20 protein-coding genes and 1 riboswitch are annotated in these 22482 nt (G+C 42.9%); of the genes, 18 read left to right on the top strand and 2 right to left on the bottom strand.

Going from position 1 to position 22482, the window contains the following annotated elements; genetic code table 11:
• The first annotated feature begins 194 nt into the window (after positions 1–194).
• Genes MHH31_RS17935 through cydC form a run of 4 tightly spaced genes read left to right on the top strand, consistent with a single transcriptional unit; the run spans position 195 to position 6075 of the window.
• Positions 195–1610, top strand: coding sequence for a cytochrome ubiquinol oxidase subunit I (locus tag MHH31_RS17935; protein WP_058213460.1), 1416 nt, complete (start codon positions 195–197; stop codon positions 1608–1610).
• A complete protein-coding gene (gene cydB, locus MHH31_RS17930; protein ID WP_342495056.1) occupies positions 1597–2613 on the top strand; it encodes a cytochrome d ubiquinol oxidase subunit II in 1017 nt (338 codons plus the stop codon). The genes MHH31_RS17935 and cydB overlap by 14 nt, the downstream gene beginning before the upstream one ends.
• Entirely contained in the window at positions 2613–4349 is a 1737-nt protein-coding gene (cydD, locus tag MHH31_RS17925) for a thiol reductant ABC exporter subunit CydD (protein ID WP_342495055.1), read from the top strand. The genes cydB and cydD overlap by 1 nt, the downstream gene beginning before the upstream one ends.
• Positions 4339–6075 carry a thiol reductant ABC exporter subunit CydC gene (gene cydC / locus MHH31_RS17920; protein WP_135009537.1) on the top strand — a complete coding sequence of 579 codons (1737 nt, stop codon included), beginning with the start codon at positions 4339–4341 and terminating at the stop codon, positions 6073–6075. Before cydD ends, cydC begins: the two co-directional genes overlap by 11 nt.
• A gap of 56 nt (positions 6076–6131) precedes the next feature.
• Here the strand turns inward: cydC and MHH31_RS17915 are convergent, their stop codons facing one another.
• On the bottom strand, positions 6132–7163 hold the full coding sequence (locus MHH31_RS17915) for a pectate lyase (RefSeq protein ID WP_034647690.1): 1032 nt from the start codon (positions 7161–7163) through the stop codon (positions 6132–6134).
• A gap of 489 nt (positions 7164–7652) precedes the next feature.
• On the opposite strand from MHH31_RS17915, the gene sigY reads away from it, so the two are divergent.
• From sigY to MHH31_RS17850, 13 genes are all read left to right on the top strand, one after another.
• A complete protein-coding gene (gene sigY, locus MHH31_RS17910) occupies positions 7653–8183 on the top strand; it encodes an RNA polymerase sigma factor SigY (RefSeq protein ID WP_007497895.1) in 531 nt (176 codons plus the stop codon).
• Entirely contained in the window at positions 8183–8494 is a 312-nt protein-coding gene (locus MHH31_RS17905; RefSeq protein ID WP_024719514.1) for a YxlC family protein, read from the top strand. Before sigY ends, MHH31_RS17905 begins: the two co-directional genes overlap by 1 nt.
• Positions 8491–8703, top strand: a complete 213-nt coding sequence (locus MHH31_RS17900) for a hypothetical protein (RefSeq protein ID WP_008345569.1) — start codon at positions 8491–8493, stop codon at positions 8701–8703. Before MHH31_RS17905 ends, MHH31_RS17900 begins: the two co-directional genes overlap by 4 nt.
• A 308-nt stretch (positions 8704–9011) precedes the next feature.
• Positions 9012–10382: an NADP-specific glutamate dehydrogenase gene (gene gdhA / locus MHH31_RS17895; protein ID WP_268361194.1), complete on the top strand. Its 1371-nt coding sequence runs from the start codon at positions 9012–9014 to the stop codon at positions 10380–10382.
• 83 nt (positions 10383–10465) lie between these two features.
• Positions 10466–10579 carry a hypothetical protein gene (locus MHH31_RS17890; protein WP_008345567.1) on the top strand — a complete coding sequence of 38 codons (114 nt, stop codon included), beginning with the start codon at positions 10466–10468 and terminating at the stop codon, positions 10577–10579.
• 111 nt (positions 10580–10690) lie between these two features.
• The gene (locus MHH31_RS17885) at positions 10691–12073 is read left to right on the top strand and encodes a hypothetical protein (protein WP_061420658.1); all 1383 of its coding nucleotides are present in this window, start codon (positions 10691–10693) and stop codon (positions 12071–12073) included.
• A gap of 69 nt (positions 12074–12142) precedes the next feature.
• Positions 12143–12757: a class F sortase gene (locus MHH31_RS17880; protein ID WP_342495054.1), complete on the top strand. Its 615-nt coding sequence runs from the start codon at positions 12143–12145 to the stop codon at positions 12755–12757.
• 242 nt (positions 12758–12999) lie between these two features.
• Positions 13000–14943: a BglG family transcription antiterminator gene (locus MHH31_RS17875; protein WP_342495053.1), complete on the top strand. Its 1944-nt coding sequence runs from the start codon at positions 13000–13002 to the stop codon at positions 14941–14943.
• A 121-nt stretch (positions 14944–15064) separates the two neighbouring features.
• Entirely contained in the window at positions 15065–15370 is a 306-nt protein-coding gene (locus MHH31_RS17870; protein ID WP_007497889.1) for a PTS sugar transporter subunit IIB, read from the top strand.
• A 14-nt stretch (positions 15371–15384) separates the two neighbouring features.
• On the top strand, positions 15385–16734 hold the full coding sequence (gene celB / locus MHH31_RS17865) for a PTS cellobiose transporter subunit IIC (RefSeq protein WP_007497888.1): 1350 nt from the start codon (positions 15385–15387) through the stop codon (positions 16732–16734).
• Positions 16735–16760: 26 nt separating this feature from the next.
• Positions 16761–17087 carry a PTS lactose/cellobiose transporter subunit IIA gene (locus MHH31_RS17860; protein ID WP_008345561.1) on the top strand — a complete coding sequence of 109 codons (327 nt, stop codon included), beginning with the start codon at positions 16761–16763 and terminating at the stop codon, positions 17085–17087.
• The gene (locus tag MHH31_RS17855; RefSeq protein ID WP_007497885.1) at positions 17084–18412 is read left to right on the top strand and encodes a 6-phospho-beta-glucosidase; all 1329 of its coding nucleotides are present in this window, start codon (positions 17084–17086) and stop codon (positions 18410–18412) included. The genes MHH31_RS17860 and MHH31_RS17855 overlap by 4 nt, the downstream gene beginning before the upstream one ends.
• A 117-nt stretch (positions 18413–18529) precedes the next feature.
• A complete protein-coding gene (locus MHH31_RS17850; RefSeq protein ID WP_025208200.1) occupies positions 18530–18928 on the top strand; it encodes a hypothetical protein in 399 nt (132 codons plus the stop codon).
• Between the two features lie 324 nt (positions 18929–19252).
• Here the strand turns inward: MHH31_RS17850 and MHH31_RS17845 are convergent, their stop codons facing one another.
• Positions 19253–20344: a branched-chain amino acid aminotransferase gene (locus MHH31_RS17845; protein ID WP_008345553.1), complete on the bottom strand. Its 1092-nt coding sequence runs from the start codon at positions 20342–20344 to the stop codon at positions 19253–19255.
• A 359-nt stretch (positions 20345–20703) separates the two neighbouring features.
• On the opposite strand from MHH31_RS17845, the gene MHH31_RS17840 reads away from it, so the two are divergent.
• A complete protein-coding gene (locus MHH31_RS17840) occupies positions 20704–22131 on the top strand; it encodes a right-handed parallel beta-helix repeat-containing protein (protein WP_342495052.1) in 1428 nt (475 codons plus the stop codon).
• Between the two features lie 117 nt (positions 22132–22248).
• Positions 22249–22358, top strand: a riboswitch (SAM riboswitch).
• Positions 22359–22482 lie beyond the last annotated feature (124 nt).

Genomic DNA, 22482 nt, shown 5'->3' with positions numbered 1-22482 from the left:
TGAAGCACATGGGTGTAAAGTACAGGTATAAATAACTAACCGAATGAAAATCAAGAGTAAAATTTCACCGAGTGAACTATATCAAATGGACTTTCGCTTGTGAATCATTGAACAAATAATGAACTTTTTGTGAAATGGTGAGCATAAATATCTCGAATCATTCGGCATGCGAAAGTAAGGGAGGATGTAAGGCTGTGAGTGAGCTGTTTTTAGCAAGATTTCAATTTGCCTCAACGACATTATTTCATTTTATTTTTGTTCCTATGTCTATAGGTTTGGTATTTATCGTTGCATTGATGCAAACCCTTTATGTGGTGAAGAAAAAAGACATCTATAAAAAGATGGCCAAATTTTGGGGTCACCTTTTCTTAATTAACTTTGCAGTAGGTGTGGTGACAGGGATTCTGCAAGAATTCCAGTTTGGGATGAACTGGTCTGATTATTCAAGGTTTGTCGGTGATGTCTTTGGTGCACCGCTTGCCATTGAAGCGCTATTGGCCTTTTTCCTTGAATCGACCTTTATTGGTCTTTGGATATTCGGCTGGGACCGTCTGCCGAAAAAAATTCATTTGTTATGTATTTGGCTTGTTTCTCTTGGTACGATCTTTTCGGCGTTTTGGATTTTACTCGCCAACTCATTTATGCAGGAGCCAGTCGGATTTGTGATTAAAAATGGCCGTGCAGAAATGAATGACTTTGGCGCTCTTGTAACGAACCCGCAACTTTGGGTAGAGTTCCCGCACGTTCTGTTTGGTGCATTGGCAACCGGTGCTTTCTTTATCGCGGGTGTCAGTGCCTATAAAATGATCAAAAAACAAGAAGTGACCTTTTTCAAAAAATCTTTCCAGATTGCCATGGTGCTTGCTTTCATTTCTGGCTTAGGTGTGGCGTTCTCTGGACATGATCAAGCGAAGCACTTAATGGAATCACAGCCGATGAAGATGGCAGCAAGTGAAGCCCTTTGGAAGGATAGTGGAGATCCAGCGGCTTGGACACTATTTGCCAATATTGACACAGATAAAAAAGAAAACTCTGCGGAGATCAATATTCCGTTTGCTTTAAGTTACTTGGCTTATTCGAAGTTTAGTGGAGATGTGCCAGGCATGCTGACCCTTCAAAAAGAATATGAAGCCAAGTTTGGTCCTGGAGATTACATTCCTCCAGTCAAAACAACCTTCTGGAGCTTTAGAATCATGGTGGGTGCCGGCATGTTGATGATTTTTGCTAGTATGATTGGTTTGTATTTGAGCTTTAGAAAAAAACTAGAATCAAACAAATGGTATTTACGCTTCATGGTATGGATGATTGCGTTCCCGTTTATTGCAAACTCAGCGGGCTGGATCATGACGGAAATCGGGCGTCAGCCGTGGACAGTCTTTGGTATGATGACAACCGCACAATCCATTTCACCAAACGTATCGTACGGCATGCTACTATTCTCAGTCATTAGCTTTACGACCATTTATCTGATTCTTGCCATCGTGCTCGCCTACTTATTCATTCGAGAAATTAAAAAAGGTGCACATTCTGAAGAGAATACAGATCAAAAGGATGAAACGGACCTGTCTACAGATCCATTTGATGGAGGCGCATATCATGGCATATCTTAACGAGATTTGGTTTATTCTTGTCGCAGTATTGTTTGTTGGATTTTTCTTCTTAGAAGGATTTGATTTTGGTGTCGGGATGTCCATGCAGCTGCTTGGAAAAGATGCACATGAGCGCCGCATTTTAATCAATACGATTGGCCCCTTCTGGGATGCAAATGAGGTCTGGCTGATTACAGCTGGCGGGGCTATTTTCGCCGCTTTTCCTCACTGGTACGCTACGATGTTCAGCGGATACTATATTCCATTTACGATTCTCCTATTAGCGCTCATTGGGCGGGGGGTCGCCTTTGAATTTAGAGGGAAGGTCGAGAAGGCTTCATGGATCAAAACGTGGGACTGGATCATCTTCTTTGGCAGTCTGCTTCCGCCATTTTTACTCGGAGTGCTATTCACAAGTATGTTACGAGGAATGCCAATTGATCAAGATATGAATATGTACGCTGGATTTACAGACTTCGTCAATCTTTATTCAGTGATCGGCGGGGTAGCTGTGACGGTGCTTTGCCTCCTGCATGGATTGATTTTCGTCACACTCCGCACTGAGGGTGATTTAAGAAATCGTGCAAGAAAGCTCGGTCAGCGTGTTTTATTGATTGCACTACCAGTTCTTGTTGTATTTGTTGGTGTGTCTATTCTTGAAACAGACATTTATACCGTGCGTCCGATCATCACAATCCCTTTAACTGTACTCATTGTGGTTTGTTATGTAGCGGCTCTATTCTTTATGAGAAAAGAGCGTGATGGCTGGACATTTTTATTCACAGGTGCAGGTATTATGGTGACGGTGACCATGCTTTTCACAGCATTATTCCCGCGTGTCATGATTAGTTCGATCAACCATTCATTCGACCTCACCATTCAAAACGCTGCATCAGGATCTTATTCACTGACGGTCATGACGATTGTTGCCATTTCTTTGCTACCTTTTGTGCTTGGGTATCAAATCTGGAGCTACTATGTCTTCCGTAAACGTGTAAGCGGTAAGGAGCCAATGACCTACTAATGGATAAACGTTTGCTTCAACTAAAAGGAATGAGGGGGCTTCTTGCCCTCTTAGGTATTGTGTCAATCATCCAAGGAGCAAGTATTATTTTTCAAGCACAGTGGCTGGCACATGCCATAACAACGCTGTTTGACGGGAAGAGTCTCATGCAGGCAACGCCTTATGTCTTGCTGTTTCTTGCTGCCTTTCTGGTGCGGCACAGTCTCACCTTGATGCGGGAGAAGGTCATGTTCACCTATTCTTCCCGAATTGGAGCAGACGTCAGAAAGCAGCTGTTGGACCAGCTGTTCCGTTTAGGTCCAGCTTTCACGAAGAAAAAAGGAACAGGAAAGCTTGTGACATTGGCGATGGAGGGCATTGCCCAATATCGTCAGTATTTACAGCTGTTTTTGCCGAAAATGGTGAACATGGCAGTAATTCCGGTGATGGTGCTTGTCTATGTTTGGACATTAGATGAAACATCTGCTGTCATTCTCATTGTCACGCTGCCGATTTTAATTGTTTTTATGATTTTGCTAGGACTTGTCGCTCAGCGTAAAGCGGCCAAACAATGGAGATCGTATGAGAAATTATCCAATCATTTTACTGATTCTCTCCGTGGCCTCGAAACGCTTCGCTACTTAGGGATTAGCAAAAAGCATTCTCGCAATATTGGAGAGGTCTCAAAGCGTTATCGAAAGGCGACGATGAGCACACTGAAAGTCGCCTTTCTTTCATCTTTTGCTCTCGATTTCTTTTCTATGCTGTCCATTGCGACTGTCGCTGTATTTCTCGGCTTGCGCTTAATTGAGGGAGATCTTTTGTTATTGCCCGCTTTGACCGCACTGATGCTTGCGCCAGAATATTTCTTGCCAGTCCGTGAAGTGGGAAATGATTATCATGCGACGTTAAACGGTAAAGAAGCGAATGAGGCCATTCAAGTGATCTTAGAGGAAAAGGGCTTCCGAGAGCAGGAGACACAATCCGTGCAGCTGAACGAGTGGAATGAGCAATCTGAGCTCACACTGCAAGATGTCAGTGTCTTGCATGATGAACATGCTCCTTATTCGATTCAGGATGTCGATTTCACTGTGAAAGGAAAGAAAAAGATTGGGATCATCGGTGCCAGTGGTTCGGGGAAATCGACGTTAACGGATGTTCTCGGCGGTTTTGTTGAACCGTCTGCAGGTGAAATCATCCTAAACGGAAAGCCGCTTGCTCATTTGCAGCTGGCAGAATGGCAAAAAGAAGTCGTTTATATGCCGCAGCATCCTTATTTATTTCACATGACACTGAGAGAAAACATTCGTTTTTATGAACCGAATGCAACAGATGAAGACGTCGAAAGAGCGGTGCAAGAGGCAGGTTTGTCTCAGCTCGTAGCTGATCTCCCCAATGGACTGGATGAGGTCATTGGCGAACAGGGCAGAGGACTGAGCGGTGGACAAGCGCAGCGGATTGCACTCGCTCGTACAGTGCTCGGCCAGCGATCCATTATGCTGTTAGATGAACCAACGGCTCATCTAGATATTGAGACAGAGTATGAATTGAAGAAAACAATGCTTCCATTGTTTGAAAATAAACTTGTGTTCTTAGCCACGCACAGACTTCATTGGATGACGGATATGGATGAAATCATTGTGATGGATCATGGGACGATTGCAGAGATGGGGACTCATGAATCATTAATGGAAAGAAAAGGTGTGTACTATCAATTGGTACAGGAACAAATGGGGGCGGTCACACATGGTCAGTAAAGGCTGGTTTATACCTTATATCAAGGAGAATCAAAAGCTGTTTGCCTTGGTGCTTTTTTTAGGGGCGATTGCGGTGTTTTCTGCTTCTATGCTCATGTATACGTCAGGGTTCCTCATTTCAAAAGCTGCCACAAGACCTGAGAATATCTTGATGGTCTATGTCCCAATCGTGGCAGTACGTACCTTTGGTATTTCACGTTCAGCGGCTCGTTATGCAGAGAGACTGGCGAGTCATCAGCTCATTTTGACGATGATTGAAAAAATGCGGGTACGTCTTTATGATATGGCTGAACGAAGTGCCAAACAGACTAAGCTTGGAACAGGTGAAATGCTTGGGCTGTTATCAGAAGATGTGGAGAGATTACAGGATGCGTATTTAAAAACAATTTTTCCATCCATCGGTGCGCTGCTTTTATATGCCGCTTCGATTGGAGCACTTGGGCTTTTTTCATGGCCTTTTGCCGGGTTGATGCTGCTTTATATGGCGCTGCTCGTATTTGTATTCCCATACATCACAGTACTTGTGAACCGGGCGCGACAAATTCAAATGAAGAAAGGCAGAAATGAACTGTACAGCCATTTAACAGATGCTGTCATGGGCGTGAGTGACTGGTTGTTTAGCGGCAGACAGAACGATTTTGTTGAGGGCTATGAACGAAAAGAAGCAAAGCTATTAGCACTCGAAGCGGCAAAGCACCGGTTTATCCGTCTGCGCCAATTTTTAGCACAGCTAGTCATTGGAGGAGCAGTCGTCCTTGTCGTGTATTGGAGCGGCTCAGTCGTTCAGGCTGGTTCTATGCCGCACACGCTCATCGCAGCCTTTGTGCTTGTGCTGTTTCCATTAACAGAAGCCTTTCTTCCGCTGTCAGATGCAGCAGGCGATATTCCTGTTTATCAGCATGCCGTCAGCAGATTAAATCATTATGAAGAGCAGTCGTATGAAGGATTAGTGGAGAGGAAGGCAGCAGACGAGACACCCGTCTCTGATGGCGTTGAAGCGGTCTGTTTTGATCAAGTCACCTTCGGATATGAAGTAGATCAACATGTACTAAAGCATTTTTCGTTTTCCATGAAGCAAGGTGAATCGCTCGCTCTTTTAGGAAAAAGCGGTGCAGGCAAATCGACCATTTTAAAATTGTTAGAAGGGGCAGTCGTGCCAAATCAAGGGGTTGTCAGCATTCAGGGGAAACCGGTACAAAGCATTCAAGAGGAGATATCCTCTTATGTGTCTGTACTCAATCAACAGCCTTATTTATTCGATACGTCTGTTTTAAACAACATTCGCTTAGGTTCTCCAGAAGCGACAGAAGAGCAAGTAAAAGAAGCCGCGCGGCAAGTGCAGCTGCACGATTACATTGAGTCTTTGCCAGAAGGTTATCACACAGGTGTACAAGAGACAGGGGTTCGTTTCTCTGGTGGAGAAAGACAGCGTATGGCTCTAGCACGGATTTTGCTGCAAAACACACCGATTGTTGTATTAGATGAGCCAACCGTCGGGCTTGATCCACGCACAGAGCGTGAATTGCTTGAAACGATCTTTCGCGTGTTAAAAGGAAAAACAGTCATTTGGATCACCCATCATCTCACTGGCTGTGAGGCATGTGACCGTATGATGTTTATTGAAGGTGGACGCATTGAGATGGAAGGGCACCATCATGATTTGCTGAAAGAAAATGTGCGTTATCAAAAGCTGTATGAAATGGATCGTCCATTTTCGAACGTGTAAAAAATGTATGACAAGAACGTTCGGACAGAAGATTTCTGCCCGAACGTTTTTTGGGCTTAAGGGTTTACTTTTCCTACACCCGCATTTGATACAACTTCTGATTTCACATTGTTCACGTTAAGCAAAGAGTAGTTATAAGGAGGGTTGTACGTACCTGTTGAAGACGTTGGCAGGCTACCTGTGCTGTTAATATAAGAGTTGTTGATGACATGCCATGTACCGACTTGACGGCTGTCCCAGCTGCCAATGGCATTGTTTGTATTTTCAAATACGTTGTGCTCAATTCTCATTTTTGCGCCCATACGAGAGTTAATCGCAGTTGTATGGATGCCTTTGTAGTAGTTGTTATACACATGACCTTCTCCGTAGCGCATAGACGGTACACGAGAGTTCAAGTTTTCAAAGCGGTTGTTGTGGAATGTGATTTTTCTGTTGTAGTTATCGTTATCGGAGCTGCCCATCAGCATTGTTTTCCAGCTGTCATGGACATAGTTCCATGAGAACGTAATGTAATCGGAGTCATTTTTCACATCGAATAACCCATCATAGTCATCTTTCCCAGAGTTCAAAGTGTTGTAGAGTTCATTATGGTCGACCCATACGTTTTTAGAGCCACCTTCGATTCCGATGGCATCTTTATCACCGATTTTGCTGTGATGGATTTTGAGATTGCGGATGATGACGTTATTGGCACGCCATACTTTAATACCAATCCCATTAAATTCGCCGTTTTTCCCTTTACCGACGATGGAGACATTGTTTGTATCTTTCACATCAATTTTATTGGCCGAAGTATTAGAAGGAGTAATCGTTCCGTCTACCACGATTTTCAATTTTTCATTTGTTCCTTTGCTTTTGAGGGCAGCTAATAGTTCATTTCCGGTTTTCACCGTCACCGTTTTACCGCCTTCACCGCCTGTTGTACCGCCATTTAATGTGGAGAATCCTTGCTGATTAAAATTGGCCATAATCGAAGGGCTTTCTGGATATTTCGTTGCTGCTTTTGCCTCCCCATTTGGCGCAAATAATGAAGTCACGAGACCAACCGCTAACACACCAGCTAACATTGGAACTTTTTTCTTCAACATGAACATCTCCATTCTATATTTTGTTTTAATGTAAACGTTTCCAAAATAAGCTGCGATTCAACCGCTCCTCCTTCCTTCGCCAGCATCGCCTCTTTCGGAATGTAGGAAGAGCATAGCACGCAAAAAGGTATCATCGGCTAAGAATTGGAACGAAGTATTCCACGATTTTCAAGGAAACTAAGGCAATGATTATTTCAATTTATCTACATGAGACAAGGATCATTGACGATAGGTATTGGGGTAACCTAGTGATTATGAAAAGGACGTTCTTCTTTTCAAGGAAAATCAAGATGATTACGAAAGCGTCATTTTGTTAGAGACAAAGACATGTCATAATCATTACATAAGAAAAAAATGGATATCAAATAGATCCATGCGCTAAACAGTAGGTAGAAAAGGCCCCAATTTAAAAAAAGAAGGTCTATTTTAAACGATGCGATCACCGGTGTCGTCTAATCAATAAGAGATAGAAAGGAAGGAGGGACGTGTTTGGAGCAGACCGAGGAGACTTTATGGATCAAGCGGGCAAAACAGGGGGATGATGCCGCATTTACCGCCCTTTATCGGCATCATTATTCGTTTCTTTACCGTTATTTGATGAAATTGACCCTTCAACAAGAGCTGACAGAGGAGATCATGCAAGAAACGATGCTCAAAGCGTACATGAAACTTTCTTCTTTTAGAGGAGATTCATTATTTTCAACATGGCTCATGTCCATTGCATCTAGACAATTTTTAGATCATCAAAAGAAAAGAAAACGTGAACAAACGAGAGAAGGAAAAGCGAATCAAGAAGCCATCCGCCGGTTCAAATGGGATGTTCAGCAAAAAGGCCATACTTGGCATGACATGTGGGATGCTCTAAATGAGTTAAAGGCTCAGGAGAGAGCACCGATCCTTCTCCATTACTATTATGGCTTTACTTACCCTGAAATTGCTTCGATGCTCGGGGTGAGAGAAGGTACGGTGAAATCGAGGGTTCATCATGGGATCAAGAAAATTCGAAAGGAGTGGGACTGATGAAAGAAGATCGTTTCGCCGATCGTTTAAAAGAGGGGCTGCAGGAGCTCGATGAACAAATCGAAGTAGAAAAGCCGAGTGAACAAGCTTTGATGTTGATGCTAAAGCAGGCAAGGGAAAAAGAGAAAAAACGTTTTAAACAAGAAGTGCTGGCGTACATCATCGTCAGTCTGACCATCATGACACTTTTTGCAGCTGCCATTACTCATTTGCCCATCATCTTCATTCTTCTCCAAGTGGTGAGCGTGCCACTCTGTGTGGTTGTCGGCATCAAGGAATATCAACATATTAAAGGAGGGTCCTCCTTATGAGTCAGACGGAAATGATCATCTTATTGTGCGCATTACCGTTACTGTTTGCACAAGGATTTCTCTTATTTATGGATGCTAAGAAAAGAGGGCGTTATAAATGGTTCTGGGGCATCATTGGGTTAATCAACTTCCCATCTTCTTCTATTTTATATTGGCTGTGTGTTGTCTTACCTGATCGGAAAAGAGGAGAAAAGCTCAGGAAAGATTGAAAGACGTTGTAAAACTTTTGACCTTTTTTTTGAATGATCATCATCTAGAAACAATGAAAGTTTCATGAATGTGTCAAAGAAAGCGGGATGTTGAACGTCCAGTTCGTCATTTCTAGCACGATAGTCATTCTTTGAGCGGATCATTTTCATGACGGAAGGTGATTCTGCTTGATCTATCTCATTTCGGCATCGTTTTCATCTGTTATCAATATTGATCAGTTTTTACAAATGGTGTTAAATTAATCTCAATATGCGTTAGAAAATCTAACAACCAAAGAGTGAGATATTGACAAGGAGGCAGATGAGACATGTTGACCTTAGATCGAGCAGCACAAACAGCACAAAGCTACATCCACCGTGTGCTAGAGGATGTAGAAAAACGGAATCCAGGCGAGGCGGAATTCCAACAAGCCGTGAAAGAAATTCTGGAATCCCTCGTCCCGGTTTTTGCAAAACACCCAGAGTATGAAAAACAGGGGATCTTAGAACGCTTAATTGAGCCTGAGCGGCTTGTGATGTTTCGTGTACCGTGGGTAGACGATGAAGGCAAAGTACAGGTGAACAGAGGATTCAGGGTTCAATTTAATAGTGCCATCGGTCCTTATAAGGGGGGCATTCGTTTCCACCCATCGGTCAATGCAAGCATCATCAAGTTTTTAGGATTTGAACAAATCTTTAAAAATGCACTGACTGGTTTGCCGATCGGCGGAGGAAAAGGTGGATCAGATTTTGACCCTAAAGGGAAATCTGATGGAGAAATCATGCGTTTTGTTCAAAGCTTTATGAGTGAACTCAGTCGTTATATTGGACCTGATCAAGATGTACCGGCAGGAGACATTGGGGTAGGCGCACGCGAAATCGGCTATATGTTCGGCCAGTACAAAAAAATGCGTGGTGCGTATGAAGCAGGTGTCCTGACAGGAAAGAGCCCTGGCTTCGGAGGCAGTTTAGCAAGAAAAGAAGCGACCGGCTATGGACTGGTGTACTTTATGGAAGAAATGTTAAAAGCCCACGGAATGCAATTTGAAGGACGATCTGTTGTTGTATCTGGGTCAGGAAATGTATCGATTTATGCGATGGAAAAAGTATTGGAATTAGGCGGAAAGGTTGTGGCTTGTAGTGATTCAAGCGGAGCCATTTACGACCCTCAAGGCATTTCACTTGAGACAGTGAAGCAGCTGAAGGAAGTCGATAACCAGCGAATTAGTGCCTACATAGACATTCACCCGCATGCTGAATTGATTGAAGATTGCGAACAAATTTGGTCTCTCCCTTGTGACATTGCGCTGCCATGTGCGACCCAAAATGAAATTTCAGAGTCGCAAGCACAGCAACTAGTGGCAAACGGTGTCATCGCTGTAGGAGAAGGGGCCAATATGCCGTCCACACTTGAGGCCGTCAAAGTATTTGAACAACATGATATTTTGTTTGCACCAGCAAAAGCAGCAAATGCTGGGGGAGTGGGTGTTTCGGCGTTAGAAATGGCGCAAAACAGTGCGAGAATGTCTTGGACTTTTGAAGAAGTAGATGGTCAGTTGAAACAAATGATGCAGTCGATTTATCGTCATTGTACTGAGACAGCTGAAGAATACGGATACGCTGGAAACTTAATGGTAGGCGCAAATATTGCAGGATTTCGCAAAGTGGCAGATGCCATGATCGCACAAGGCGTCATTTAACTCCTGCTCTCCCGCACCTGTTTATTTCATGACAAGATCGGGAATCGTCTTGTAAGAATGACAATAAGGAGGCGCGGGAGAAAATGAAAAAGTGGCTGAAACAAATTGTCAAATGGGCACCAGTGATTTATCCAGTGGTGAGGAAAATATATAAAGAACGAAAAGCATCCAAAAGTCGTAACGTATCAGCCGGGTAATCCGGCTTTTTTTTATGAAATGCATGAAACAAAAAAATATGCTGTGTGAATGATCCATATCACTTCTCTCTCCGTTAAGTACATAACAAACGGAAAGAGGAGGCAAAACAGATGAAAATGAAAAAAGCATTTTTAACGATCCCGCTTAGTGCAGCATTATTATTACCAACTGCTCAAATGGCAAGTGCACACGAAGGACATATGCATGGGGATGCAAAAAAGTCGTCACCATCACAAGAGGTGTCAAATAAAGCAACGGATCTTCGCGCAGCGCTTGATCAGCTCTTCTCAGAGCATGCTTATTTAGCAGTGATCACGATGCAAAAGGGGATTGACGGCAGTAAAGATTTTGATCAAGCAGCAACAGCGTTAAATGAAAACACGAATGATCTATCGGATGCGATCGCCTCTGTGTATGGAAAAAAAGCAGGGAAACAATTCAAAGAGATTTGGTCAAGCCATATCGGCTACTTCGTTGATTATGTACAAGCGACAGCGAAAAAAGATGAAGCAGGTAAAAAGAAAGCGGTCAAAGAGCTTGATCAATACCGCATGAAACAAGCTGATATGCTTGATAAAGCAACAGGTGGAAGATTGAAAGCAAGTGAACTTGAAGAAGGTTTAAAGATGCACGTCAATGAACTGCTAAAAGCTTTTGACAGTTACACAGAAAAGGATTTTGATACAACCTATGAAACGGTCAGAAAATCCATTCATCATATGTTTGAAGTAGGTAAAGGTGTATCATGGGCGATTACAGATCAATTTCCTGGGAAATTTGATCAAAAATCAGTCGATACTCCAGCGGCAGATCTTCGTGAGGATTTAAACTACTTGTTCTCAGAGCATTTGGCACTCGCGGTAGTGGCTATGCAAAAAGGGAATGATGGCAGCAAGGACTTTGACCAAGCGGCAGCAGCCTTAAATGAAAATACAAATGATTTATCAGATGCGATCGCTTCTGTTTATGGAAAAGATGCAGGAAAACAATTTAAAACGATCTGGTCAAGTCATATCGGATATTTAGTTGATTATGTTAAAGCGGATGCATCAGGAGACGAGCAAGCAAAAGAAAAGGCTGTCAAAGATCTAGATGCTTACCGTATGAAACAAGCAAAATTTTTAGATCAAGCAACAGATGGACGATTGAAGGCGGCTGACTTAGAAGCTGGGTTGAAAACCCATATTGATGAGCTCATCAAAACGTACACGTCTTATCATCATGGTGAATATGATCAGCTGTACCCGACTGTCAGAGAAGCATACGGCCATATGTTCATGGTTGGTCAAGATGTCGCATCAGCTATTGTCGATCAGCATCCTGACATGTTTAAATCCAACATGCCAAATGAGATGCCGAAAACAGGTATGGGAGGCACAGCCGGTCCATTAGGTATGTCATATGAAGCATTTGCTGGGATGATGGCAAGTCTCATCTTAGCCGGAGGTGCAGTGGGGGCGTTCTTCCTCATTCGCCGTAAACCATCAAATTAAGCAGGCATCAAGACAAGAGGGAACGTGCACAATCGTGCCGTTCCTTTCTTCAAAAGGAGGTCGACTTGCGTGAAAAGATGGCTGTTTGGAATTCTGACGCTTTTCATCATCACGGGCTGCGCATCCCAATCAATAGATGAAAAGTCATCCTCTGAAACTGCATCATCTCCTGAGCCAATGACAGCAAAACAAGCCAAGAATCCATCTCATTCACACGACACGTTAAAAGAAGAGCCATCGGGTATTGTGCCAGCTGACATCTCCATTCCAGCGATTGATGTCAAAGCAAAAGTGGAGAAAACGACTTTATCAAAGGACGGCAGTATGGGTGTTCCGCAAAATTCAGATCACACAGCTTGGTTTGAAGATGGTCCGAAGCCTGGTGATAAAGGGAATGCTGTCATAAATGGTCATGTTGATAATAAATGGGGTCCAGCTGTTTTTTATCGACTAAAGGAGCTAAAAAAGGGAGACAAAGTCATTGTGACATCCTCGTCAGGGGAAAAGCGAACCTTTGAGGTTCTCAAGGTGAAAAGCTATCCGCGCGAAGAGAAACCAAATGCTTTTTTCGGGTACGCCTTTACACGGAATCTCAATTTCATCACATGTACGGGAACTTTTGATCATGCAGCCGGTACACATGAAAAAAGATTGGTTGTCTTTACACAACTGATTTCCTCATAAGAAAAAGGCGGATACACGGAGGTGTAACGCCTTTTTTTCATGATTTCCACAACAGCATCTTAGAAGAAGATTCATAGGTCATTAGATATGGTTGGTTGTATAAATAGGGGCGTTTGTCATATAAATGAGTTGGCAATTTTTATTTCTTTTCAGTAGAATATGAGTAATGAAGAGAATTGTAAGCGTATACAACCTGTCCGAACAAGGCAGATTCTCCACCCTAAATGAAGGAGGCCGACCTAATGCTGAGTAAAAGACTGGCGCACATTTTAAGTCAGCTGATGGCAGCTGAGACTCCTCTCACGAGCGCTGCGCTTTCTGTCAGTTTACAAGTGACAAGCCGCACCATCCGAACAGACATCAAGGAACTGAATGAGCGTCTAGCCCCTTATCAAGCAGCTGTATCAGCTGTTAGAGGCGCTGGCTATGAGCTGTTGATCAACGATGAGAATGCCTTTCGCCGTTTTATGAAGGAAGAAGTCGAACAGGAAGAACCGCTTGCTGTTCTTCCAGAAGAACGAGTTCGATTTATTTTGAAAAAGCTGCTTCTAGCGGAATCATATGTGAAGCTGGAAGACTTACAGGAGCAGCTGTTTATTAGTAAATCGACGATGAGTAATGACATGAAATGGGTCAAACGTAAGCTCGAACCCTTTGATCTGAAGCTGGAAGCAAAGCCGAATAAAGGCTGCCGGATCAAAGGATCTGAGATGAAAATCCGTTATTGCATGTCAGAATATTTATTCAATGAACGGCGTTCCTATCAAACAATGCTGAACACGGCGGTTACGATTTTGCCAAAACATGAGCTGGAATTGATTCAGAGAACCATGATTGATTATATCAACGAGGAAAAAATGAATCTATCAGACATTTGCATGAATAATTTAATTGTTCATATTGCTATTGCCTGTAAACGGATTAGACACGGAAACTATGTATCTGTGCTGCCTGAAGAAATCAACGAAATCCCAAGGGCAAAAGAATACAAGGTAGCCAAAAAAATGGTTGAGCGTCTTGAAGGGCTGCTGGATGTCTCATTTCCACAAGAGGAAATCGTTTATATCGCCATTCATTTGCTAGGAACAGCCAAAATGGTACAGTCTTTTTCAACGGGCGGTCAAAAACAAATTGTGGATGATGACACGAGCCGTCTTGTTCAGCTGATGCTGAAAGCCATTGATCAAAAATTGCAGCTGGATTTAGCGGGAGATGCGGAATTGCTGATTGGCCTCAGTTTGCACTTAAAGCCGGCGATCAATCGGTGTAAGTATGGAATGAATTTAAGAAATCCAATGCTTGATGAGATCAAAGCGGGCTATCCAATTGCCTTTGAAGCAGGGATTGTGGCGAGCAGGGTCATTGAAGAAGAGACAGGTTTGTCCATTCATGAAAATGAGATCGGCTATATGGCTCTTCATTTTGGTGCGGCCTTAGAGCGCAGGAAAATGGAGATACCACCGAAGCGATGCCTGATTGTCTGTGCGTCTGGTGCAGGGAGTGCAAGGCTACTTCAAGATCGTTTGAGGTCACAATTTGGGTCGAAGCTGACCATTTTAGGAACAGCAGAGCTTTATTCCCTTCCGCATGTCTCTTTACATGCATTGGATTTAATTATTTCGACCATTCCCATTCATATGGATTTACCGATTCCGGTCATTCAAGTGAACACGATTTTAGGAGGCAGTGATTTTTTAAAAATAGAAGATGCTTTGACAAGTGAAACAAGAGTGACATTAGCCACGCAATATATGAAAAAGGAATTGGTCTTTACAAAACGTGGCTTTCAAACAAAGGAAGAGGTCATACACTTTCTCACGCAAAAGGTCATTGACATGGGCTTAGCGCCAGCAGAACTTACACAATCTGTGATGGAAAGAGAAGCGTCTGCACCGACTTCATTTGGGCATTATACAGCAATTCCGCATCCGATGACCCCGCTGACAGAAGAGACGTTTTGGGCGATCTGTACATTAGAAAAACCGATTATTTGGGGAGAGAAAAAAGTTCAATTTGTGTGCTTGCTTTGTGTCGAAAAAGAGAATGCCAAAGACTTAAAAGGCATGTACCGTCTGCTTGGAGAGCTTGTCCATCATGTGAAATTTATTCAGCACCTCATCACCTGTGACACCTTTGAAGACATGCTGGATGTCATGGATAAAAAAGCGCCTTCGTACAAGAACTAATGGTGTGATATTAACTTTTTCCGCTTCCTAAAGGAAAAAGTATGGGTGTTTATGAAAGCGGTTTCATAATATGATGAATGTGTAAAGAAAAGCTTCATATTTCAAAAAGGGGGCGTTTACAATGAACATTTTATTAGTTTGTGCAGCAGGTATGTCAACAAGCTTACTTGTCACAAAAATGGAGAAAAGTGCACAAGAACAAGGAAAAGACTATCGTATTTGGGCAGTATCTGGAGATGCTGCAAAAAATCATATTGATCAAGCCGATGTGCTTTTATTAGGACCTCAAGTTCGTTATTTATTACCGCAAATGAAAAAACTCGGAGAAGACAAAGGAATTCCAGTAGACGTAATTAATACCGTGCATTATGGCGTATGTAATGGTGCTGAGGTTTTAAAATCTGCTGAACAGTTAGTGAACGGATAAAGGGGGCGGAAGGGATGAATGGATTCAACCGATTTCTAGAAGAGAAGGTTATGCCGTTTGCAGGGAAGATTGCCGCTCAAAGACATTTACAAGCATTGCGTGACGGAATTGTTTTAACCATGCCTCTCATTATCGTCGGTTCACTGTTTCTTATTTTAGCCAACCTTCCGATTCCAGGATATAGCGATTTTATGGCAAGTGTCTTCGGAGCCGAATGGGCCACGAAACTATCCTATCCTGTGAATGCCACCTTTGACATTATGGCACTTGTTGCGACCTTTGGGATCGCGTACAGGTTAGCTGAAAAGTATGCAGTCGATGCACTGTCATCTGGTGCAATTGCTGTCGCAGCGTTCCTCCTAGCCACACCTTATCAAGTACCGTTCACACCTGAAGGATCAACAGAAGCTATCCTAGTGAATGGCGGTATTCCCGTCACACTGATGGGCAGTAAAGGGCTATTCGTTGCCATGATTATTGCCATGCTTTCCACCGAAATTTACCGCTTTATTGTACAGCGGAATATCGTCATCAAAATGCCTGATGGTGTACCGCCAGCAGTTAGTAAATCGTTTATCGCACTTATTCCAGGTTTTGTGGTCATCACGCTGATCTGGGTCGCTAGGCTTCTGATTGAGATGACACCTTTTGAGAGTATTCATAATATCATTACGGTCTTAATCGGCACACCACTATCCATTCTTGGTGGAAGCTTAGGCGGAAGTATCGTTGCCATCGGTGTGCAAATGCTCCTCTGGGCATGTGGTATTCACGGAGCCACCATTGTCGGTGGAGTCATGGGTCCGATTTGGCTCGGTGCGATGGATGAAAACCGTCTTGCCTTCCAAGCAGGAGAAGTGCTGCCGAATATTTTCACAGCGCAGTTCTTTGAAATCTTTATCAATGTCGGCGGAAGCGGCGCGACGCTTGCTTTGGTACTGACCATGATCTTGCGTGCGAGAAGTAAACAAATGAAACAGCTTGGCCGTCTTGCGATTGGGCCAGCCATCTTTAACATCAACGAACCGATCATTTTTGGAATGCCGATTGTGATGAACCCAATGCTTCTCATTCCGTTTATCCTTACCCCAATTATGATGATCATCACCACATATATCGGAATGAGCACAGGACTTGTAGCAAAACCGGCAGGGATCGCTGTCCCGTGGACAATGCCGCCAATCATTTCAGGCTATCTCGCAACAGGTGGGAAAATCTCTGGCGCGGTCATGCAGCTGATTAACCTTGCCTTGTCATTTGCGCTATACTATCCATTCTTTAGAATGTGGGATAAGCAGAAATTGAAAGAAGAAAATGAGCTTGAAGCAAAAGCATCAACAGATGAAAATGTCGTCAGCATGTAATAGAGGGAACAAGGGGGATGCGGCCGATGGAAATGGAACAAATTGTGTTTCAACTCATCTTGCACGGTGGTAATGGCAGAAGCTCGGCCATGGAGGCCATTACATGTGCAAAGCAAGGCAATTTTGATGAGGCGAAGCAAAAATTGCAGGAAGCACAAGACGCGTTAAATGAGGCGCATCACGCACAGACAGAGCTGATCCAAGGAGAAATCAGAGGAGAGAAAACCGACGTCAGTCTCTTGATGATTCATGCACAGGATCATCTGATGAACGCAATGACCGTCAAGGAGCTTGCAGCTGAAATCATTGAGCTCCATGAAAAAATGAAGCAATTCGGAGGTGTCAATTCATGAAAGACGGAATCAAAATTGTCACAATAGGCGGTGGATCAAGCTATACGCCTGAGCTCGTCGAAGGGTTTATTAAACGATATCAAGAATTGCCTGTAAAGGAATTATGGCTTGTGGATATTGAAGCGGGTCAGGAAAAGTTGAACATCGTAGGTGCCCTTGCAAAACGTATGGTCGAAAAAGCAGGTTTGCCGATTGAAGTGCACCTCACTCTTGACCGCCGGGCAGCTCTGAAAGATGCGGACTTTGTCACGACACAATTTCGTGTAGGACTGCTCGAAGCCAGAGCAAAGGATGAGAGAATCCCGCTCAAATATGGCGTCATTGGACAGGAAACGAATGGTCCAGGCGGATTATTTAAAGGTCTACGCACCATTCCAGTCATTCTAGACATCGTGAAGGATATGGAAGAGCTTTGCCCAGATGCCTGGCTGGTGAACTTTACAAATCCAGCAGGCATGGTCACAGAGGCGGTGTTACGCTACACGAATCTGAAAAAAGTGGTCGGTCTATGCAATGTGCCGATTGGAATCAAAATGGGCATTGCAAAAGCGCTGGATGTCGATGTCGAACGCATTGAAGTACAATTTGCAGGCCTCAATCACATGGTCTATGGCTTAGATGTGTATTTAGACGGGGTCAGCATTATGGATCAAGTGCTCGATGAATTAGGAAATCCAAATAGCCAGTGGTCCATGAGGAATATTGAAGCGAAAAACTGGGAGCCTTCTTTCGTCAAAGGCTTAGGGGTCATTCCATGTCCGTATCATCGTTATTACTATAAAACGAAAGATATGCTGGAGGAAGAACAAAAAGCGGCTCAAGAAAAAGGAACAAGAGCAGAGGTTGTGCAGCAAGTCGAGCATGAACTATTTGAGTTATATAAAGACCCAGATTTATCGATTAAACCGCCGCAGCTCGAAAAAAGAGGCGGGGCTTATTACAGCGATGCAGCATGTAATTTGATCAGCTCCATCTATAATGATAAACATGACATTCAACCGGTAAATACAGTGAACAGAGGAGCGATTGCCAGCATTCCGGCCGAATCAGCGGTTGAAGTGAACTGTATCATTACAAAGGACGGACCAAAACCAATCGCGACAGGTGATCTGCCTGTGGCTGTGAGAGGACTCGTTCAACAAATCAAGTCCTTCGAGCGTGTGGCAGCTGAAGCAGCTGTGACAGGAGATTACGAGACGGCTCTTGTCGCCATGACCATCAATCCACTCGTTCCATCTGACGAAATTGCAAAGCAAATCTTAGATGAAATGCTTGAAGCGCACCGTGAATATTTACCGCAGTTCTTCAAATCAGTGAATGCGTAAAATAAAATGGCCCCTTTATGGGGTCGTTTTTTATGATTTTTTCATATGGAAACCGGAGAAAGCAGTGTATGATAGAAAAAACAACATGTACTGCTTCAAAGAAAGGACGGTTAGAATATGGTGGCAATTGGTTTAATGCTTTACGGCTTTATCGTTCAACCTCTACTTAGTTACGGCACAGTGGTTTTGTTTTTGTATGGAATCATCGCTTCATTTATTGGTCTGATTCGGCATAGACAGGATGTGTGGATGTATGTTCTCCGCCTGCTCGTTTGTTTTACCATTCCCGTAACCAATCTGTTAATGTATTTCGCCACCATCGGTGGAGATGAAAGAGACTTTGATTTCCAGCCGATGCCGCCAGTTTATCATCTTGTTTTTATCCTAGAAATCATCATCGTCTTTTTACCAGAGATCTTTTTACTGATCGAGAGAAAGCGGAGTATCAAAGGGAAACAGTGGATATATGCAGGGGCCATTGTGGGGATATCGGTCTTGTTTTGGTGCACGATTTGATGAGAGGCTGACTGACATCTAAGTCTTTTTCGCCTTTTTGTTGCGTAACCTCTTTCGCCTCACTTTTACAAAAGTAATCGAAAGAACAAAGATAGAAATTCCGAGAAACTTAAATAGAAAACGGGTGAAGAACGGTGAATCATCGAAACCTGTAGCGATGATGATCGATCCGATGCAAATTCCAAAGAACGCTAGTAAATAAGTAAAAAACATACCATCACTCCTCAAGTGTGGAATAGATCCATATTTTCCATTATGAGGTAGTGAAGGGGATAAAGAAACAAAAAAAGAACCCTTCATCAAATGAAAGGTTCTTTCGCTTGCTTATGCCTGTTTGACAACCGAATCGACTTCTACTGTCCAGCCGAAGATGTCTGGCTGAGTTCCTTTTTGGATTCCAGTAATCGCTTCGTACAATTTCTTCGATACTTCGCCTGTTTGACCATTTTGAATGACGTATGGCTGATCGTGATAAATTAATTCACCGACAGGAGAAATGACGGCTGCCGTTCCTGTCCCGAAGATTTCTTCAAGTTCACCTGACTGATGTGCTTCGATTAACTCATCAATTGAAATTTTGCGTTCTGTCACAGGGATTTCCCAATGCTTTAACAGCTCAAGCACAGAATTCCGTGTGATCCCTTCTAAAATGCTGCCGTTCAGTTCAGGCGTCACGATTTCTCCGTTGATTTTAAAGAAGATATTCATACTACCGACTTCTTCAATATACTTTTTCTCGATGCCATCAAGCCACAGGACTTGTGAAAATCCTTTCGTTTCAGCAACTTGCTGTGCTTTCAGGCTTGATGCATAGTTTCCAGCTGTTTTGGCATTTCCTGTTCCGCCTTTAACAGCACGGACAAATTCGTTTTCCACCGCAATTTTGACCGGATGAATGCCTTCTTTATAATAAGAACCTACTGGAGATAAAATGATGATCAGCTTATAGGTGCTTGACGGTGCAACACCTAAATAGGGCTCAGTAGAAATAATGAATGGACGAATATACAAAGAAGTGCCCTCTGCATCAGGTACCCAATCCTTATCAATGCGAATGAGTTCATTTAAGCCTTCTAAAACCGTTTCTGTATCAATTTGCGGGATACATAGGCGATCATTTGATCTGTTTAAGCGTTCCATATTTTTTTCGGGACGGAATAAAAGAATCTTTTGATCCTCAGACACATACGCCTTCAAGCCTTCAAAAACAGATTGGCCATAATGATAAACCATAGAAGCTGGATCCATTGGAATCGCCTGATAAGGGATAATTCTCGGATCATACCAGCCTTTATCAATTGAATAATCCATCACAAACATGTGGTCTGTGAAGATTTTTCCGAATTCAAGTTGATCAGATTGAGGTTTTGGTTTTTTTGTTGAACTAAGTTCAACGCGGATGGGTTGTTTTGGCATCGTAAATCTCCTTGCTGTTTGATTATTTGAAAATTCTAATAATATGAAATAATTATGATTCTATTCTATACCTTCACAAAATATTAGCAATAGGTTTTCTGGAATTCAGACAAGAAAAATCTGTTAAAGCGCTTTCCTCCTCTCTGTCGTGGTTTTACTGAAGTTTCCCCTTAGAAATAAAATCCAATTTCATTATTAACTGATTAATCTGACAATTTAAAAGCGATTTGTTTTCCTGTAAGATATTCTTTCAACCATACACCTTTTGACTAGTACATTGCAAGGGGCATTGCCATATTTTAATCCTCTTTTTTTTAACCGATAAAGGTAGAAGAGAGTGGAAGGGAGCAAACAACGAGATGAAACGAATGATATCAGGCGCCTTATTGATTTTATTGATGACCGTCATTAGTTTTGGCTGTCAAGCGATGACGGAGGAGGCTGGTGCGAAGCAAGGTACTGCCTATTACGTCGCAGCAAATGGGAACGACAAACATCCAGGGACAAAGCAAAAGCCTTTCCGTACGCTGAAAAAAGCGGCAAGTATCGCGAAAGCTGGGACAACAGTTTATATGAGAGGCGGTACATACAAAGAGAGATTGATTGTCCGCCATTCTGGAACAAAGAAAGCACCAGTTGTTTTTCAAGCGTATGGAAAAGAGAAGCCTGTCATAAGCGGAGCATCTCTTAAAGGAAATCAAGCAGACGGAGGTCTCGTGAAGCTTGATCAAAAAAGCTATATCACCCTGAAAGGTTTGACAGTCGGTCATATTAAAACGAATCAAGAAGATGTGACACCCATCGGTATATTCATCACAGGAAGCGGCAAAGGCGTCAAACTGCTTAACAACCGTGTGTACGACATTCAGACGACACATCAAAATGGGAATGCTCATGGCATTGCGGTCTATGGAACGAAAGCACCTGCAGCCATTGAAGACATCGAAATCAAAGGAAACACTGTGGAAAAGTTAAAGCTGGGTTTTAGTGAAGCCCTTGTGCTAAACGGAAACGTTAAAAAATTCCGCGTGACACATAATACAGTCCGGCATACGGACAATATCGGGATTGATTTAATTGGTTTTGAGAATGTCGCACCTTCTAAAAAGTATGATCAAGTGAGAAATGGTGTCGTATCTAGAAACAAAGTTTATGAGATTACGAGTGTTGGGAATCCAGCGTACGGCAAGGACATCTCTGCAGGAGGAATCTATGTGGATGGCGGGAAAGACATCGTGATTGATCATAACATCAGCCATCATAATGACCTTGGGATTGAGGTCACAAGTGAACATAAAGGGAAGATGGCCGAACGCATTCGCATTGAGCACAATCAAGTATATTTAAATCGTTATACAGGCATCTCCATTGGCGGCTATGACAAGAAGCGGGGCGGAACCACAAACACGACCATCTCCCATAACATTTTGTACAAAAATGACACAGCCGGCTTAGAAGGCGGTCAATTGCTCATGCAATATCAATCGGTGAACAATCGAATCACGAATAATATCATGACAGCCAGTGCTTCGCATTACTTAGTCGTGAATCTCTACGAAGTGAACAAGAAGAATACATTCCAAAAGAATGTCTACGATGACCGCAAAGGTGCAAAAGCCTCACAATGGGTATGGCGCGGCAAATGGCTGGAAGGCTACAAAACGTATCGCTCGAAAAGCGGTCAAGATAAAGGATCAGCACACCTCAATCCCCAATTTGTGAATGAGAAAAAATATGATTTCCGTCTTAAGGCATCATCACCTGCTAAGAAAATCATCGGCAGTTAAACAAGGCATTCGGTGCAAATGATCATTTTAGAAATTTTCAAAAAAGTCATTGACATTGATGAGACATCACATTAAAGTAAAGAAGACATTTCAACTAAAACAAATTTCATAACGGATCTCTTATCAAGAGAGGCAGAGGGACTGGCCCTATGACGCCCAGCAACCGTTTCTATTTAAGAAATTGGTGCTAATTCCTGCAAAGCTGTTACAGCTTTGACAGATAAGAGAGGAAGACTTCCCGATACATGTTTCATGCAACGGTGATCAAGCCTCTCTTTATCAAGAGAGGCTTTTTTGATCTCTTTTTTTAGAATCAAAAGACTGGGTTCACAGGCATATTTCCACTTCTTT

It is taken from the genome of Bacillus sp. FSL K6-1033 (genome assembly GCF_038630765.1).
In the GTDB taxonomy this organism is placed as follows: domain Bacteria; phylum Bacillota; class Bacilli; order Bacillales; family Bacillaceae; genus Bacillus; species Bacillus altitudinis.
The sequence above is the reverse complement of the archived record's forward strand: the minus strand, read 5'-3'. Positions and strand labels throughout refer to the sequence as shown.